Raw genomic sequence first — 17,678 nt, 5'->3', positions numbered from 1 at the left:
GTCACTCTTGCCGCCCGCCACCCCCACCCGCCGCCACGTCCCCTTCGACCGCCTGCACAACTTCCGCGACCTCGGCGGCTACCGCGCCGCCGACGGCCGCGCCCTCGCCTGGGGCGTCCTCTACCGGGCCGACTCCCTCGGCAAGCTCCAGGGCCCCGACTGGGACCGGTTCCTCGACCTCGGCATCCGCACCGTCATCGACCTGCGCTACCCGTGGGAGATCGAGGCCAAGGGCCGGATACCGCAGCCCGAGCGGTTCACGTACGCCAACCTCAGCATCGAGCACCGGCCCTACGACCAGGCCGAGATCGACCCCGCCCTCGACCCCTGGCGCTACCTCGCCGACCGGTTCGCGGAGGTGGCCGAGGACGGGGTCGAGGAGATCCGGCGGACCATCGAGCTGATCGCCGCCGGCCCCGGGCCCACCGTCTTCCACTGCACCTCCGGCAAGGACCGCACCGGCCTGATCGCCGCGCTCGTCCTGACCCTCCTGGACGTCCCCGAGGAGGAGGTCCTGGCCGACTTCGCCCTCACCGAGCTGGCCACCGAACGCCTCACCGCGGACTGGCACGCCGCCAACCCGGGCCGCACCATGCGCTGGCCCGCGTACGGGCGCGCCCCGGCGACGGTCATGTCCCTGGTCCTGGCCGACCTCACCGCCCGCTACGGCTCCCCGCTCGCCTACCTCACCGGCCCCGTCGGCATCACCCCGGACACCGTCTCCCGCCTGCGGGAACGCCTCCTGACGTGACGTCGGCCCACCCCGGGCGGGGCCGTGCGGCGGGGTCCCGCGCGGAAATTCGCGTGCCCCGCGCCCGGCGCCGTCCGTAGACTCGCCCCACGCGCCGCCGACAGGGCGCCGCGTCAGCCTTGCCGAGTGAAGAGAAGGGGAACCGGGCCATGCGCACGCACCGCACCGCCGTCTGTGTTCCCCCGTCCCGGTACGACGTGATCCTGGTGTCCCGCAGCGCGCGGTAACGGCTGCGCGGCCGTCACCGTACGCCCCCGACGCGTCTTCGGTCCCCGTTCCCCCCGCCCCGCCCTGCTCCGTCCCGCTCCGCCCCGCGCCCTTCCGGGCCGCCGGCGGCGCCCGGACCGGTGCGCGGGGCCGCGGGCCGGTGGACCCCGCGCCGGGCAATCGCGCCGCCCCCGCACGACCTCTTCACGCATCCGAAAGGCCACGGGCCATGCGCACCGTCCGTCCCCACACCCCCACCCCCAGCGTCCTCGACACCGTCCGCAACCTGGGGATCCTCGCCCACGTCGACGCGGGCAAGACCACCCTCACCGAGCGGATCCTGTTCGCGACCGGCGCCATCCACAAGCGGGGCGAGGTCCACGACGGCACGACCGTCACCGACTTCGACGCCCAGGAACGGGACCGGGGCATCACCATCTTCGCCGCGGCCGTCAGCTGCGCCTGGGGCGGACACCGCGTCAACCTGATCGACACCCCCGGCCACGTCGACTTCGCCGACGAGGTCGAGCGTTCCCTGCGGGTGCTGGACGGGGCGGTCGCGGTGTTCGACGCCGTCGCGGGCGTCGAGCCGCAGAGCGAGTCCGTGTGGCGGCAGGCCGACCGGCACGGCGTCCCGCGGATCGCGTTCGTCAACAAGCTGGACCGGGCGGGCGCCGACCTCGACGCGGCCGTCGCCTCGATCCGCGACCGGCTGGGGGCCGTGCCCCTGGTCGTCCAGCTGCCCGTCGGGCGCGAGGACGCCTTCACCGGTGTCGTCGACCTGCTGCGCATGCGTGCGCTGCTCTGGCGTCCGGGCGACGGCGGCTACGCGGTCGAGCCGGTCCCGGAGCCGCTGCGCGAGGAGGCCGTACGGCGCCGCCGGATCCTGGAGGAGACGGTCGCGGAACTCCATCCGGAGGCCCTGGAGGAGTTCTGTGCGGCTTCGGCGCTGACCGAGGGGACCCTGGCGCGGGCCCTGCGCGAGCTGACCCTCGCGCGGGAGGCCGTGGTGGTGCTGTGCGGTTCGGCGTACCGCAACCGCGGGATCGAGCCGCTGCTGGACGCCGTACGGGACTACCTGCCGGCGCCGTCCGACATGCCACCGGTGCGCGGCACGGCACCGGACGGCACCGAGCTGGAGCGCGCCTGCGACCCGGCGGCGCCGTTCGCCGCCCTCGCCTTCAAGGTGACGGCGACCGCGACCGGACGCCTCACCTACCTGCGGGTCTACGCGGGCACCCTCCGCAAGGGCGACCCGGTGCGCGATCCGGCGTCGGGCCGCACGGAACGTGTCGGCCGGATCCTGCGGGTACAGGCCGACCGGCACGAGGAACGGGAGGAGGCGACCGCCGGTGACATCGTCGCCGTGATCGGGCTCAAGACCGCCGGCGCGGGCACGACCCTGTGCGCGCCCGCGGCGCCGCTGCTGCTGGAACCGCCCTCGGTGGCGGAACCGGTGGTGTCGGTGGCGGTCGAGGCGCGCCGCGGCACCGACACCGGCCGGCTCGCGTCCGCGCTGGCACGTCTCGTCGAGGAGGACCCCTCGCTGGTCGTGCGCACGGACGCGGAGACCGGTCAGACGGTGCTGTCGGGGATGGGCGAACTCCACCTGGAGGTCGCGGTGGAGAAGATCCGCCGGGACCGGGGGGTGGAGGTGGACGTCGGCCGTCCGCAGGTCTCGTACCGGGAGACGGTGGTGGGCGGGGTGACCGGTTTCGTCCACCGGCACGTCAAACAGGACGGTGGCGCGGGCCAGTTCGCGCACGTCGTCATCGACGTCGAGCCGTGGGAGGAGGCGGGCTTCGAGTTCCGTTCGACGGTGGTCGGCGGCCGGGTACCCCAGGAGTACGCGCGCGCCGTGGAGGCGGGCTGCCGTGACGCCCTGGCCGAGGGGCCGCTCGGCGGGCACCCGGTGACGGGGCTGCGGGTGGTCCTCACGGACGGGGCGACCCACTCCAAGGACTCCTCGGAGATGGCGTTCCGGGCGGCGGGCCGCTTCGCCCTGCGCGAGGCCCTGCGCGCGAGCACGCTCGAACTGCTGGAGCCCGTCGTGGAGGTCACGGTGACCCTGCCGGACGACGCCGTCGGGGGGGTGCTGGGCGACCTCGCGGCCCGCCGCGGCCGGGTCTCGGGCTCCACGACCGGGGCGGGCACCGCGGTGATCACGGCGACGGTGCCGCTGGCCGAGCTCTTCGGCTACGCGTCGCGCCTGCGCGGCCGCACCCAGGGCCGCGGCACGTTCACCACCCGCCCGGCGGGCCTGGCCCCGGCCCCCCGCTGACCCCCGCTCCCAGGACCCCCGCCGGCCGCGGTCGGCGGGGGTCCGCGGGCTGTCCGGGCCGCCCGGAACTCTCTCTTACATACCCCCCATGGGTATGCTACGTTGCTACGCGAAGGTACCCCCCAGGGGTATATGGCAGAGGAGGGTCAGGGCAATGTCAACCGTCAATCCCCGGCGCTGGTGGGCACTTGGCGTGCTTGCCACCGCGCAGTTCATGGTGATCATGGACACGTCCATCATCGGAGTCGCGCTCCCCGAGATGCAGAAGGACCTCGGCTTCTCGCAGGGCGAGCTCCAGTGGGTCTTCAACGCCTATGTGATCGTCTTCGGCGGGTTACTCCTGCTCGGCGGCCGGCTCTCCGACCTGTTCGGCGCCCGCAGGGTCTTCGCCGCCGGATGGGTCACCATGGTCGTCGGATCGGTGCTGGCCGCCGCCGCGCAGAGCGCGGCCGTCGAGATCGCCGGCCGGGCCGTGCAGGGCGTCGGCGGTGCGCTGATCGCGCCGTCCGCCATGACCCTGCTGATGATGCTCTTCGGGCACAACCCGAAGGAACTCGGCAAGGCGATGGCCCTCTACGGCGCCGCCGCGCCCGCCGGCGGTACCGCCGGCGTGTTCCTCGGCGGTGTGTTCACCGAGTGGATGAGCTGGCCCTGGGTCTTCATCATCTACGTGCCGATCGGCCTCGCGACCCTCGCCGCCGCCAGGCTGCTGCCCGCCGTCCAGGCCCGCCGCGGTTCCGTGGACGTCCTCGGCGCCGTCGCCGTCACCGCCGGGCTCGCGCTCGCCGTCTTCGCCGTCGTCCGGGCGCCCGAGGTGGGCTGGGGCGCGACCGCGACCGTGCTCGAACTGATCGGCGCCGTCGTCCTGCTCGCCCTGTTCTTCGTGATCCAGAAGACCGTCCGCGAGCCCCTCATGCCGCTCGGCGTCTGGCGGATCCCGCGGCTCGGCTCCGCCAACCTGGCGATGACGCTGCTGGGGGCCGCCTGGATCCCGATGTGGTACTTCCTCAACCTCTACCTCCAGCAGGTCCTGGACTACGGCGCCTTCGCCTCCGGCGCGGCGCTGCTCCCCATGACCATCCTGCTGATGATCTTCATGACGGCGATCACCGCGCGCCTCATGGGCCGCTTCGGCGCCAAGCCGCTGATCGCGGGCGGCCTGCTGGTCCTCGCCGCCGGCCTGGTCTGGCTCTCCGCGGTCGAGCCGACCGGCACCTTCCTCGTCGACGTCCTGCCGGCCTCGCTGGTCGCCGCGCTCGGCATGGCGCTCGCCTACATCCCGGCGATGATGGCCGCGATGTCCGGCGCTCCGCAGGAGCAGGCCGGCCTGGCCTCCGGCATCGTCAACACCACCTACAACGTGGGCTCCGCCCTCGGCCTCGCCGCCCTGACCGCCCTCGCCACCACCCAGGGCGCCGGTGAGCTGGGCGACCTGCCCGCCCTCACCGACGGCTTCAGTGCCGCGTTCCTCGGCGCCGCCGTGATCGCGGCCGCCGGTGCGGTGATCACGTTCCTCGTGATGAAGAGCGACAAGTCCGCCGCTGCCGCCGCCCCGGCCGCCGACGCCCCGGCGCCGCGCGGCGAGACGGCAGGGGTGTGACGTACGGGGTCGCCCCGCGCGCGCCCAGGGGTCGCCCGACGTCCTTCCGGACGTCGGGCGACCCCTTTTCCGCATCCGGATCCGCAGGACGAACGACAGGGAGAACCCGATGAAGGACATCCGCACCCGGGCCGTGCACGTGGTCCACGAGCCGCCCGCCACCACGAGCCGCCCGCTGTCCGTGCCGCTCGTGCAGTCGTCCGCCTTCGCCTTCGACTCCGCCGACGAACTGGCGGGGGCCATGGCCGGCCCCGACGGCCCGTACGTCTACGGCCGTCGCGGCAATCCGACCGTACGCGCCCTGGAGCGGACCCTCGCCGACCTGGAGGGCGGGGCCTCCGCCATCGCCTTCGCCTCCGGCATGGGCGCGATCAGCGGCGTACTGCTCGCACTGCTGCGCCCCGGCGACCGGGTGATCGCGCAGCGGTGCCTCTACGGGGGGACGTACGCGGCGCTGACCGACCTCGCCGAGCGCTACGGGATCGAGGTCGCGTACATCGGCGGCGACGACGTGGGGGAGTTCGAGGCGCTCGCCGGGCCGCGCACCCGGCTGCTCCTGCTGGAGACCATCGCCAACCCCACCGGCCAGGTGCCGGACCTGCCCGGACTGCTGGCGGCGGCCCGCCGCCGCGGCGTGATCGGCGCCGTGGACAACTCCCTGGCCTCGCCCGTCCTGTGCCGCCCCGTCGAGCTCGGCGCCGACATCGTGCTGCACTCCACGACCAAGTACCTCGCCGGGCACTCCGACGTACTGGGCGGCGCGGCCGTCTTCGCCGACGACGCCCTGCGCCGCGCGGTGTGGCCGCGCACGGTCGAACTCGGCGCGAGCGCGGACCCGTTCGCCGCCTGGCTGACCCTGCGCGGGATCGCCACGCTGCCCCTGCGGATGCGCGAGCACTGCGCCAACGCGGGCCTGCTCGCCGAGCGGCTGGCCGGCCATCCGGCCGTGGCGGCCGTCCACTGGCCGTGGCTGGGAACGCACCCCTCCCACGCCCTCGCCCGCACGGTGCTCTCCGGTGGCGGCGGGATGCTCTCGTTCGAGCTGGACGGCGGCCGGGAGGCCGGCCGGGCCTTCGTCGAGGGCGTGCGGGTGGCGCGGCTCGCCCTTTCCCTGGGCGGTGTGGAGACGCTCGTGACGCATCCGGCCTCCACCTCCCACCGGGAGCTGGACGAGGGGGCGTTGGCGCGTGCGGGCATCGGCGCGGGGCTGGTGCGGATGTCGGTGGGCATCGAGGACCCCGAGGACCTGTGGCGGGACATAGAACAGGCACTGCGGTCTTCTTTTGGGTTGACAAAATAATCGGCAGATTCGTAGATTGGTTCACGCCAGAGAAACACTCCTCTACGTCAAGGGGGGCGCGTGATGCGCTACTTCGAGGACTTCCGGACCGGTGACGTGCACGAGCTGGGCACCATCACCGTCACGGCGGAGGAGGTGCTGGACTTCGGCAGGCGCTTCGACCCGCAGCCCTTCCACACGGACCCGGACCTCGCCGCGCAGTCACCGTTCGGCGGCCTGATCGCCAGCGGCTGGCACAGCGCCTCCATGTTCATGCGGCGCTACGTCGACGGACTGCTCGCCTACAGCGCCTGTACCGGCTCCCCGGGCGTCGACGAGATCCGCTACCTGCGGCCGGTGCGCCCCGGGGACGTCCTCACGGCACGCGTCGAGGTCCTCGGCTCCCGCCCCTCGCCGTTCAACCCGTCCACCGGCGTCGTCCAGCCCAAGTGCACGCTGGTGGACGGCGACGGGAACGTCGTCTTCAGCATGGTCCTGCACAGCATCTTCAAGAGACGGCCCGCCGAGTCCGACGCCGCGCACCCCGCGTCGACGTGCGCCGCCCAGGACCCCGTCGTCCGCGTCCGCAGCCTGGCCTGAACCACCCCCCCCGTCCACCGAAGTGAAGGGAGACCTCCCGTGGAGGCCGTATCCCGCACCGCCCAGTGGACCGCCGCAGCGCGGGCCCTGGAGACCGACCGCGAGGACCGGCTGTTCGCCGATCCGTACGCGCGCACCGTCGCCGACACCATCGGCTTCGAACTGCTGGAGCGCTACGCGGGCGCCGGAACCGTACCGTTCCTCGCCATCCGCACCACCTACCTCGACCGGGCGGTCGTCCGCGCAGTCGAGGACCACGGCATCCGCCAGGTCGTGTTCCTCGCCGCCGGCATGGACACCCGCTTCTACCGGCTCCCCTGGCCCGACGGCGTCACCGTCTACGAACTCGACCGCCCCGCCCTCCTGGAGGCCAAGGCGGAGATGCTCGCCGGGGAACCGGCCCCGGCCGGACGCACCCGCGTCACCGTCCCCGTCGACCTCACCGAGGACTGGACGGGCCCGCTGCAGGACGCCGGCTGGCGCCGGGACGAGCCGGTCCTGTGGGTCGTCGAGGGCCTCCTGTTCTTCCTTCCCGAGCAGGCCGTACGCCACCTGATCACGACCCTCGCCGGACACTCCGCGCCCGGGTCCGTCCTGCTCGGCGACGTCATCAGCAGGTCCGCGCTGGAGAACCCTCTGTCCCGGCCCTTCCTGAACTGCCTCAAGGAGGACGGGAACCCGTGGCTGTTCGGCACGGAGACCCCCGAGGAGCTCCTCGCCGAATGCGGCTGGGACGTACGGGAGGTCCGCCAGCCGGGGGAGGCGGGCGCCGACTTCGGCCGCTGGCCGTACCCCGTCCCCGCGCGCGCCGTCCCGCGCGTGCCCCGTTCCTTCCTGTTCACCTGTGACCTCCCTACCGCAGAGGTGAGAGCGGCATGACCGGCACCCACGACTTCCACCAGCGCGTCATCGCCGACGCCGGCGCCGCCGTCCGCGGCCTCACCGTCGCCCTCGGCGAGCGCCTCGGCCTCTACCGGGCCCTCGCCGAGACCGGCCCGCTCACCCCGGCCGCCCTCGCCGCGCGCGCCGGGATCCACCCCCGCTACGCCGAGGAGTGGCTGCACGCCCAGCTGAGCGCCGGGTACGTCGAGCGCGACCCGGAGACGGACGCGTACGCGCTGCCCGCCGACCACGCCCCCGTGCTCGCCGACCCGAACGCCGTCACCTACGCCGCCGGGTTCTTCACCGCCCTCAAGGCGCTCTACGGCACCGAGGACCTGCTCGTCGACGCGTACCGCAGCGGCGACGGCGTGGGCTGGGCCGAGCACGACCCGGCCCTGGACACCGGCATGGGCAGCTTCTTCCAGCCCACCTACGAGCACCGGCTCGTCCCCGACTGGCTGCCCGCCCTCACCGGGGTCACCGGCAAGCTCGCCGCCGGCGGCACCGTCGCCGACGTGGGCTGCGGCGTCGGCCACACCACCCTGCTGATCGCGAAGGCCTTCCCGCAGGCCACCGTCCACGGCTTCGACTACTCCGAAGAGGCCATCTCCCTCGCCCGCCGGCTCGCCGAGGAGGCCGGGCTCTCCGACCGCGTCGTCTTCGACGTCGCCGCCGCCGACGACTACCCCGGCTCCGGCTACGACCTGGTGACCTTCTTCAACGCCCTGCACGACATGGGCGATCCGGTCGCCGCCGCCCGCCACGTCCACAAGTCCCTGGACGCGGACGGCACCTGGATGCTCGTCGAGTCGAACGTGTCGCCCGCCGACATCGACACCCAGACCCCGGCCGCCCGCATGTTCATGGCGCTGTCCGCGGTGATGTGCCTGCCCGTGGCCGTCGCCCAGCGCGGCCCCCACGCCCTCGGCAACCACTCCGGCGAGCAGGCCTTCCGGGGCATCGCCGAAGAGGCCGGATTCACCCGCTGGCGCCGGGCGACCGAGACCCCCGTCAACGCGGTCTACGAGGTCCGGCCGTAAGGGACCGCGGCCCCCACGCGCCCGCCGCCCCACCACACACCGAGGAGAGCCACCATGGGCGTCAGCGCCCCCCTGCCGGTCACCGACCGGTTCCTGGAGGTCCTGGAGCGGCTGAGCTCCCGCTCCATCGAGGAGTACTACAACCCCTACCAGCAGTTCCAGTGGCCCGAGAAGCTCGAAGAGGGCCGGATGTGGATGACCCCCGAGCTGCTCACCGTCTACGGAACCCCGTTCTACGACGAACTCGGCGAGGAGACCATCCAGCGCCTCTCCAAGTGGGAGAGCATCAACTTCTACAGCCTCAACGTGCACGGCATCCGCGAACTGCTCATCGAGGTGGTCGGCCGGATCCACATGCCCGGCTTCGAGGTGCCCTCCGACTTCTTCCACCACTTCATCGGTGAGGAGAACGAGCACATGTGGTTCTTCGCCGAGTTCTGCCGCCGCTACGGAGACAAGATCTACGGCTCCACGGCCCTGCGCGCCGACTCCGCCTGGGAGCCGGAGGTGGAGAACTTCCTCGTCTTCGCCCGCATCCTGTTCTTCGAGGAACTCGTCGACCACTACAACACCCGGATGGCGCGCGACGAATCGCTGTGCCACACCATCCGCGAGGTCAACCGCATCCACCACCAGGACGAGTCCCGGCACATCGCCTTCGGCCGCGAACTGGTGTCCCTGCTCTTCACCCGGATGCGCGAGGCCGTCCCCGCCGCCCGGCTCGCCGAGGTCGAGGCCTACCTCAAGCGGTACGTGGTCTACAGCGTCAACTCCCTCTACAACCCGCACGTCTACCGCGACGCCGGCATCGCCGACCCGATCGCCCTGCGCAACGCGCTGGTCGCCGACGAACGCCGCCGCCCCTTCGAGCGCAAGACCATCCGCAAGCCCCTCGGCTTCTTCCTGAAGACCGGGATCTTCACGGACGACACCCTGCCCGTCGTCTGAGAGGGCCGACCGCCGTCCGAGAGGTGACCCCCCATGACCATCACGACCACCGCGAGCCCCGGTGACACCAAGGGCCTGCCGTCCCTCGGCCCCGAAGGAACCGCCCTGCTGAGACTGCTCGACGACACCTTCGAGCACTGGGGCGTGAGCGCGGGCGCCCGGCCGATGACCATGCCCCCGCTGCTGCCCGCCGCGGACCTGGCCCGGCTCGACTACTACGACAACTTTCCCCACCAGGCCGTCGTCGCCGCCCCGCTGAACCTGGACGTCCGCGGGAGCAGCGAGTTCTGTACCGACACCGGCTGCTTCCCCTGCGAAGCGCTGGAGCCCGCGGCCCTCGGACTCCCCTCGGCGTCCTGCTACGCCGTCTACATCGACCACCAGGGGCGCCCGGCCGACGACGACGAACTCGTCACCGTGGTCGGCTGGTGCTTCCGCAAGGAGGAGCGCTACGAAGGCCTGCGCCGCCAGCTCGGCTTCCGGATGCGGGAGATCGTCGCCATCGGCACCCGGGAACACGCCGAGGCACACCTGGCCTCCTTCACCACCCGGATCAACTCCTTCGCCGAGGCCCTCGACCTGCCGCTGCGCCGCGAGGCCGCCTGCGACCCGTTCTTCGACAAGGGCAGCTCCAAGGCCGTCCTGCAACGCCTGACCCCGGTCAAGCACGAGTTCCTGTACGAGGACCTCGCGATCGCCTCCGTCAACACCCACCGCAACTTCTTCGGCGACCGGTGCGACATCCCCCTCGCCTCCGGCGCGGGACCGGCTTTCACCAGCTGCGTCGCCTTCGGCCTGGAGCGCTGGCTGTCCGCGCTCACCCGACGCCACGGCAGCTGGGGCGCGGCGACCGCCGCGGTCCTGAAGGCGAACGCGGCCGGGCCGGCGATCTGACGTGCAGACCCGACCCGTCGCCCCGCCGGCGGGCGGCCCGGGCTGGGCGAACCTCGGCATGGACATCGTGTCCGTCACCCGTGTCCGCCGGCTCCTCACCCTCTACGGCGAGGACTTCTTCCGGCGCATGCTCACCCCCGGCGAACTCGCCGACTGCCGCACCTCCGCCAGGCTCGACGTCCTGGGCCTGTGCGGGCGGATCGCCGCCAAGGAGGCGGCGTTCAAGACCCTCCGTGTCCGGGCCGCGTTCCTGCCCTGGCTGGACATCGTCGTGCACCGCTCCGAGGGCGGCTGGCCGCTCGTGGAACTCGGCGGCCCGGCGGCGGCGATGGCCGCCGAGTCCGGCATCGCCGCGGTCACCGTGACCATCAGCCACGACGTGGACTACGCGGTCGCGGTCGCCACCCCGGTGCTGGAGCCCGGCCCGCCGCAAGCACCTGCTCCACCCGTTCCACCCGCTCCGCCCGTTCCGGCCGTCGCCCACGACTCCGGAACCGCGGCCGGCACCCCCACCACACACGGCACCCCAAGGAGAGACACCATGTCCGACGGTCTGCAGTTCATGAAGAACTGGCTCCTCGCCCGCCACGAGGAGCTCGACGACATCGCTCCCGACCTGGACCTCATCGAGAACCGGCTCATCGACTCGCTGTCCTTCGTCGAGTTCGTCTTCCTGCTGGAACAGCACAGCGGACGGTCCATCCAGATGGAGACCCTGGAGGTCGACGAGATCCGCACCTTCGCCGCCATCGAGACCCACTTCTTCACGGCCAAGGTGGGGCAGGCATGAGCAAGCGGCTGTTCACCTCCGAGTCCGTCACCGAAGGACATCCCGACAAGATCGCCGACCGGATCAGCGACACCGTCCTCGACGCGCTGCTGCGCGAGGACCCGGCCTCCCGCGTGGCCGTCGAGACGCTCATCACCACCGGCCAGGTCCACATCGCCGGCGAGGTCACCACGACGGCGTACGCGCCGATCGCCGAACTCGTCCGCGGAGCCATCCTCGACATCGGCTACGACTCCTCCAAGAAGGGCTTCGACGGCGCCTCCTGCGGGGTGTCGGTGTCCATCGGCGGGCAGTCGTCCGACATCGCGCAGGGCGTCGACACGGCGTACGAGAGCCGGGTCGAGGGTGCCGCCACCGGTGAGGCGGGTGACGAGCTCGACCGGCAGGGCGCCGGCGACCAGGGCCTGATGTTCGGCTACGCCTGCGACGAGACGCCCGAGCTGATGCCGCTGCCCATCCACCTCGCGCACCGCCTCTCGCGCCGCCTGACCCAGGTCCGCAAGGAGGGCACCGTCCCCTACCTGCGGCCCGACGGCAAGACCCAGGTCACCATCGAGTACGACGGCGACCAGCCCGTCCGCCTCGACACCGTCGTCGTCTCCTCGCAGCACGCCGCGGACATCGACCTGGACTCGCTGCTCGCCCCGGACATCCGCGAGTTCGTCGTGGAGCACGTGCTGGCGCAGCTCGTCGAGGACGGCATCAAGCTGGACACCGAGGGCTACCGGCTGCTGGTGAACCCGACCGGGCGTTTCGAGATCGGCGGCCCGATGGGCGACGCCGGCCTCACCGGCCGCAAGATCATCATCGATACGTACGGGGGCTACGCCCGCCACGGCGGCGGCGCCTTCTCCGGCAAGGACCCGTCGAAGGTCGACCGCTCCGCCGCGTACGCCATGCGCTGGGTCGCGAAGAACGTGGTCGCCGCCGGTCTGGCCGCGCGCTGCGAGGTCCAGGTCGCCTACGCGATCGGCAAGGCCGAGCCCGTCGGCCTCTTCGTCGAGACCTTCGGCACCGGCACCCTGCCCGACGAGCGCATCCAGGAGGCCATCGGCGAGGTCTTCGACCTGCGCCCGGCCGCGATCATCCGCGACCTCGACCTGCTGCGCCCGATCTACGCCCAGACCGCCGCCTACGGCCACTTCGGCCGCGAGCTGCCGGACTTCACCTGGGAGCGCACCGACCGCGTCCACGCGCTGCGCAAGGCCGCCGGGGTCTGACATGCGCATCGCTGTCACGGGATCCATCGCGACCGATCACCTGCTGACCTTCCCCGGCCGGTTCGCCGAACAGCTGCTGGCGGACCGGCTGGACCGGGTCTCCCTGTCGTTCCTCGCCGACGGACTGGAAGTGCGGCGGGGCGGAGTGGCGGCGAACATCGCGTTCGGCCTGGGCGTGCTGGGACTGCACCCCCTGCTGGTGGGCGCCGTGGGCGCGGACTTCGAACCGTACCGGGTGTGGCTGAAGGACCACGGCGTGGACACCGGCTCCGTCCGCGTGAGCGACACCCGCCACACCGCCCGGTTCGTCTGCACCACGGACGCCGACCAGAACCAGATCGCCACCTTCTACGCGGGCGCCATGGCCGAGGCCCGTGAGATCGACCTCCGCGAGGTCGTCGCCCGCGGCGGCCGCCCCGACCTGGTGCTGATCTCACCGGACGACCCCGAGGCCATGCTCCGCCACACCCACGCCTGCCGTGCCCTGGGCGTCCCCTTCGCCTCCGACCCCTCGCAGCAGCTGGCCCGGCTGACCCGGGAGGAGGTGCGGGATCTCATCGACGGCGCGCACCGGCTGTTCACCAACGAGTACGAGTCCGCCCTGCTGTGCGAGCGCTCCGGCTTCACCGAGGACGAGGTCCTGAGCCGGGTCGGCTCCTGGATCACCACCCACGGCGAAGCCGGCGTACGGATCCGGGCCGCCGACCGCGAGCCGCTGACCGTACCCGCCGTGCCGGTACCGGAGGTCGTCGACCCCACCGGCGTCGGCGACGCGTTCCGGGCCGGCTTCCTCGCCGGTACGGCGTGGGGCGTCCCCGAGCGGTACGCGGCCCAGCTGGGCTGCGCCGTCGCCGCGACCGTACTCGGCCACACCGGTACCCAGGAGTACCACCTGTCCCGGGAATCCCTGCTCGCCGGACTGCGATCCGCCTACGGCCCGGCGAGCGCGACGGAACTGGCCGCGCACCTGAGGAGGCTGCGATGAGACGTTCACTGCGCGCGGAGCTCGCGACCCGCGTGGTCGTCGCGGACGGCGCCATGGGCACCATGCTGCAGGCCGCCGACCCCACGTTGGACGACTTCCTGGGGCTGGAGGGCTGCAACGAGATCCTCAACCTCACGCGCCCGGACATCGTCCGGTCCGTGCACGACGCGTACTTCGCGGTGGGCGTGGACTGCGTCGAGACCAACACCTTCGGCACGAACCTGGCGGCCCTCGCCGAATACGGCGTCGAGGAGCAGGTCTACGAACTCTCCGAGGCCGGCGCCCGGATCGCCCGCGAGTCGGCGGACGCCTTCACGGCGCGGGACGGCCGGCCCCGATGGGTACTGGGTTCCATGGGCCCCGGCACCAAGCTGCCCACCCTCGGACACGTGGGGTACGAGCCCCTGCGCGAGGCCTACCAGCAGAACGCGGAGGGCCTGATCCGCGGCGGCGCGGACGCCCTCCTGGTGGAGACCACCCAGGACCTGCTCCAGACCAAGGCGGCCGTCATCGGCGCCCGCCGGGCCCTGGACTGGTGCGGCGCGGGGGACCTGCCCCTGATCGTGCAGGTGACGGTGGAAGCGACCGGCACGATGCTGCTGGGTTCGGAGATCGGTGCGGCGCTGACGGCTCTGGAGCCGCTGGGCATCGACATGATCGGCCTGAACTGCGCCACCGGCCCCTCCGAGATGAGCGAGCACCTGCGCTATCTGGCGCGCCACGCCCGTATCCCGCTGTCGTGCATGCCGAACGCGGGTCTGCCCGTCCTGACGAAGGAGGGGGCGCACTATCCACTGTCGGCATCGGAGCTGGCGGATGCGCAGGAGACCTTCGTCCGTGAGTACGGGCTCTCGCTGGTCGGCGGCTGCTGCGGTACGACGCCGGAGCACCTGCGGCAGGTGGTGGAGCGGGTCCGTGACCTGAGCCCGGCCGTCCGTGAACCCCGGCCGGAGCCCGGCGCGGCGTCGCTGTACCAGACGGTGCCGTTCCGGCAGGACACGGCGTACATGGCGATCGGTGAGCGGACGAACGCGAACGGGTCGAAGAAGTTCCGTGAGGCGATGCTGGAGGCCCGCTGGGACGACTGTGTGGAGATGGCCCGGGACCAGATCCGTGAGGGCGCGCACATGCTGGACCTGTGCGTGGACTACGTGGGCCGTGACGGTGTCGCGGACATGGAGGAGCTGGCCGGCCGCTTCGCGACGGCTTCCACGCTGCCGATCGTGCTGGACTCGACCGAGGTTCCGGTGATCCGGGCGGGTCTGGAGAAGCTGGGCGGGCGTGCGGTCATCAACTCGGTGAACTATGAGGACGGTGACGGTCCCGATTCCCGCTTCGCGAAGGTGACCCGGCTGGCCCAAGAGCACGGTGCGGCACTGATCGCTTTGACGATCGACGAGGAGGGCCAGGCCCGTACGGTCGGGCACAAGGTGGCGATCGCGGAGCGTCTGATCGCGGATCTGACGTCGAACTGGGGGATCCGTGAGTCGGACATCCTCATCGACACCCTCACGTTCACGATCTGCACGGGTCAGGAGGAGTCCCGCAAGGACGGGATCGCGACGATCGAGTCGATCCGTGAGCTCAAGCGCCGTCATCCGGACGTGCAGACCACCCTCGGTCTGTCGAACATCTCCTTCGGTCTGAATCCGGCGGCCCGTGTGCTGCTGAACTCGGTGTTCCTGGACGAGTGTGTGAAGGCCGGTCTGGACTCGGCGATCGTGCACGCGTCGAAGATCCTGCCGATCGCCCGTTTCGACGAGGAGCAGGTCACCACCGCCCTCGACCTGATCCACGACCGCCGCACCGAGGACTACGACCCCCTCCAGAAGCTGATGGCCCTCTTCGAGGGCGTCAACACCAAGTCCCTCAAGGCCGGCCGCGCCGAGGAGCTCCTCGCGCTCCCGCTCGACGAGCGGCTCCAGCGCCGCATTATCGACGGGGAGAAGAACGGCCTGGAGCGGGACCTGGACGAGGCGCTGGAGAGCAGGCCGGCGCTGGACATCGTCAACGACACCCTTCTGGAGGGTATGAAGGTCGTCGGTGAGCTGTTCGGTTCCGGTCAGATGCAGCTGCCGTTCGTCCTGCAGTCGGCCGAGGTGATGAAGACGGCGGTGGCCTATCTGGAGCCGCACATGGAGAAGACCGATGACGAGGGCAAGGGCACGATCGTGCTCGCCACCGTGCGCGGAGACGTCCACGACATCGGCAAGAACCTCGTCGACATCATCCTGACCAACAACGGCTACAACGTCGTCAACATCGGGATCAAGCAGCCGGTCTCCGCGATCCTGGAAGCCGCCCAGGAACACAAGGCCGACGTCATCGGCATGTCGGGTCTCCTGGTCAAGTCGACCGTGATCATGAAGGAGAACCTGGAAGAGCTCAACCAGCGCAAGCTGGCCGCCGACTACCCCGTCATCCTCGGCGGCGCCGCCCTCACCCGCGCCTACGTCGAACAGGACCTCCACGAAATCTACGAAGGCGAAGTCCGCTACGCCCGCGACGCCTTCGAAGGCCTGCGCCTCATGGACGCCCTCATGGGCGTGAAGCGCGGCGTCCCCGGCGCCAGCCTCCCGCCCCTCAAGCAGCGCCGGGTGGCCCGGCGCAGCGCCGTACTCGACGTACGGGAACCCGAACCGGCCGGCCGCTCCGACGTGTCCGTCGACCACCCGGTGCCCGAGCCGCCCTTCCTCGGCACCAGGGTCGTCAGGGGGATCCAGCTCAAGGAGTACGCGGACTGGCTCGACGAGCAGGCGCTCTTCAAGGGGCAGTGGGGCCTCAAGTCGCCCGAGTCGATCGCGGCCGAGGGCCGTCCCCGACTGCGCGGCTGGCTGGACCGCCTGCACACGGACCGGCTCCTGGAAGCGGCCGTGGTCTACGGCTACTTCCCCTGCGTCTCCAAGGGCGACGACCTGATCGTCCTCGACGAGGACGGCGGCGAGCGGAGCCGGTTCACCTTCCCGCGCCAGCGCCGCGGCCGCCGCCTGTGCCTCGCGGACTTCTTCCGCCCCGAGGACTCCGGAGAGGTCGACGTGGTCGCCCTCCAGGTGGTGACCGTGGGCAGCCGCATCGGCCGGGAGACGGCCCGCCTGTTCGCCGCCGACGCCTATCGCGACTACATGGAGCTGCACGGCCTCTCCGTCCAGCTCGCGGAGGCCCTGGCCGAGTACTGGCACGCCCGCGTCCGCGCCGAAATGGGCATCGACGGCGGCGATCCCGCCTCCGTCGAGGGGATGTTCCGCACGGAATACCAGGGCTGCCGCTACTCGCTGGGCTACCCGGCCTGCCCCGAACTCGCCGACCGGGCGAAGATCGCCGAGCTGCTCCGGCCGGAGCGGATCGGTGTCCACCTCTCGGAGGAGTTCCAGCTCGACCCCGAGCAGTCCACGGATGCTCTGGTCGTCCACCACCCCGAAGCCAACTACTTCAACGCGGGAGGCCGCAGATGACCTCCGATGCCGGACACCTTCAAGGAGCACACCGCATGACCGCCGCATTCACGGATTTCAAGGTCGCCGACCTTTCCCTCGCGGCCTTCGGCCGCAAGGAGATCACCCTGGCCGAGCACGAGATGCCGGGTCTGATGTCGATCCGCCGGGAGTACGCCGGGGCGCAGCCGCTGGCCGGCGCCCGGATCACCGGCTCGCTGCACATGACCGTGCAGACCGCGGTCCTGATCGAGACCCTCGTCGCCCTGGGCGCCGACGTCCGCTGGGTGTCCTGCAACATCTACTCGACGCAGGACCACGCGGCCGCCGCGATCGCGGCCGCGGGGATCCCGGTGTTCGCCTGGAAGGGCGAAACGCTGGAGGAGTACTGGTGGTGCACGGAGCAGGCGCTGACCTGGCCCGGCCACGCCGGTCCGAACATGATCCTCGACGACGGCGGTGACGCGACGCTCCTGGTCCACAAGGGCGTCGAGTACCAGAAGGCCGGGGCGGTCCCGGACCCGGCCACCGCCGAGAACGAGGAGATGGCCCTGGTCCTGGACCTGCTGGCGAAGACCGGCATCGACTGGACGGCCCTGGCCGCCGGGATCCGCGGCGTGACGGAGGAGACCACCACCGGCGTCCACCGCCTCTACGAAATGCACCAGGCCGGCGCCCTGCTGTTCCCGGCGATCAACGTGAACGACGCCGTGACGAAGTCGAAGTTCGACAACAAGTACGGCTGCCGCCACTCCCTGATCGACGGCATC

Annotated in this window: 14 protein-coding genes; all 14 read left to right on the top strand. The window is 71.7% G+C overall.

Annotated elements, in window-relative coordinates; translation table 11 throughout:
* The first annotated feature begins 7 nt into the window (after positions 1–7).
* Positions 8–751 carry a tyrosine-protein phosphatase gene (locus ACZ5D2_RS33280; RefSeq protein ID WP_371676006.1) on the top strand — a complete coding sequence of 248 codons (744 nt, stop codon included), beginning with the start codon at positions 8–10 and terminating at the stop codon, positions 749–751.
* Between the two features lie 436 nt (positions 752–1,187).
* Entirely contained in the window at positions 1,188–3,239 is a 2,052-nt protein-coding gene (fusA, locus tag ACZ5D2_RS33275; RefSeq protein WP_371676005.1) for an elongation factor G, read from the top strand.
* 154 nt (positions 3,240–3,393) lie between these two features.
* Positions 3,394–4,839, top strand: a complete 1,446-nt coding sequence (locus ACZ5D2_RS33270; RefSeq protein WP_468934591.1) for an MFS transporter — start codon at positions 3,394–3,396, stop codon at positions 4,837–4,839.
* A 109-nt stretch (positions 4,840–4,948) separates the two neighbouring features.
* Positions 4,949–6,139, top strand: coding sequence for a trans-sulfuration enzyme family protein (locus ACZ5D2_RS33265; RefSeq protein WP_371676003.1), 1,191 nt, complete (start codon positions 4,949–4,951; stop codon positions 6,137–6,139).
* Positions 6,140–6,202: 63 nt separating this feature from the next.
* Positions 6,203–6,718, top strand: a complete 516-nt coding sequence (locus ACZ5D2_RS33260; RefSeq protein WP_356225042.1) for a MaoC family dehydratase — start codon at positions 6,203–6,205, stop codon at positions 6,716–6,718.
* Between the two features lie 39 nt (positions 6,719–6,757).
* Positions 6,758–7,597 carry a class I SAM-dependent methyltransferase gene (locus tag ACZ5D2_RS33255; RefSeq protein WP_371676002.1) on the top strand — a complete coding sequence of 280 codons (840 nt, stop codon included), beginning with the start codon at positions 6,758–6,760 and terminating at the stop codon, positions 7,595–7,597.
* Positions 7,594–8,640: a class I SAM-dependent methyltransferase gene (locus ACZ5D2_RS33250; RefSeq protein ID WP_371676001.1), complete on the top strand. Its 1,047-nt coding sequence runs from the start codon at positions 7,594–7,596 to the stop codon at positions 8,638–8,640. Before ACZ5D2_RS33255 ends, ACZ5D2_RS33250 begins: the two co-directional genes overlap by 4 nt.
* Positions 8,641–8,694: 54 nt before the next feature.
* A complete protein-coding gene (locus ACZ5D2_RS33245) occupies positions 8,695–9,588 on the top strand; it encodes a diiron oxygenase (protein WP_266843426.1) in 894 nt (297 codons plus the stop codon).
* Between the two features lie 33 nt (positions 9,589–9,621).
* On the top strand, positions 9,622–10,482 hold the full coding sequence (locus tag ACZ5D2_RS33240) for a class-II aminoacyl-tRNA synthetase family protein (RefSeq protein ID WP_371676000.1): 861 nt from the start codon (positions 9,622–9,624) through the stop codon (positions 10,480–10,482).
* Between the two features lies 1 nt (position 10,483).
* Positions 10,484–11,272: a 4'-phosphopantetheinyl transferase superfamily protein gene (locus ACZ5D2_RS33235; protein WP_371675999.1), complete on the top strand. Its 789-nt coding sequence runs from the start codon at positions 10,484–10,486 to the stop codon at positions 11,270–11,272.
* On the top strand, positions 11,269–12,492 hold the full coding sequence (gene metK, locus ACZ5D2_RS33230) for a methionine adenosyltransferase (RefSeq protein ID WP_371675998.1): 1,224 nt from the start codon (positions 11,269–11,271) through the stop codon (positions 12,490–12,492). Before ACZ5D2_RS33235 ends, metK begins: the two co-directional genes overlap by 4 nt.
* A gap of 1 nt (position 12,493) precedes the next feature.
* On the top strand, positions 12,494–13,477 hold the full coding sequence (locus ACZ5D2_RS33225) for a carbohydrate kinase family protein (protein WP_468934583.1): 984 nt from the start codon (positions 12,494–12,496) through the stop codon (positions 13,475–13,477).
* Entirely contained in the window at positions 13,474–16,929 is a 3,456-nt protein-coding gene (gene metH, locus ACZ5D2_RS33220) for a methionine synthase (protein WP_468934580.1), read from the top strand. The genes ACZ5D2_RS33225 and metH overlap by 4 nt, the downstream gene beginning before the upstream one ends.
* Positions 16,930–16,964: 35 nt before the next feature.
* Positions 16,965–17,678, top strand: a 714-nt coding sequence (locus ACZ5D2_RS33215; protein ID WP_468934578.1) for an adenosylhomocysteinase, incomplete at its 3' end; no start/stop codon positions are given.

Source organism: Streptomyces sp. NPDC031479 (genome assembly GCF_055581065.1).
The sequence above is the reverse complement of the archived record's forward strand: the minus strand, read 5'-3'. Positions and strand labels throughout refer to the sequence as shown.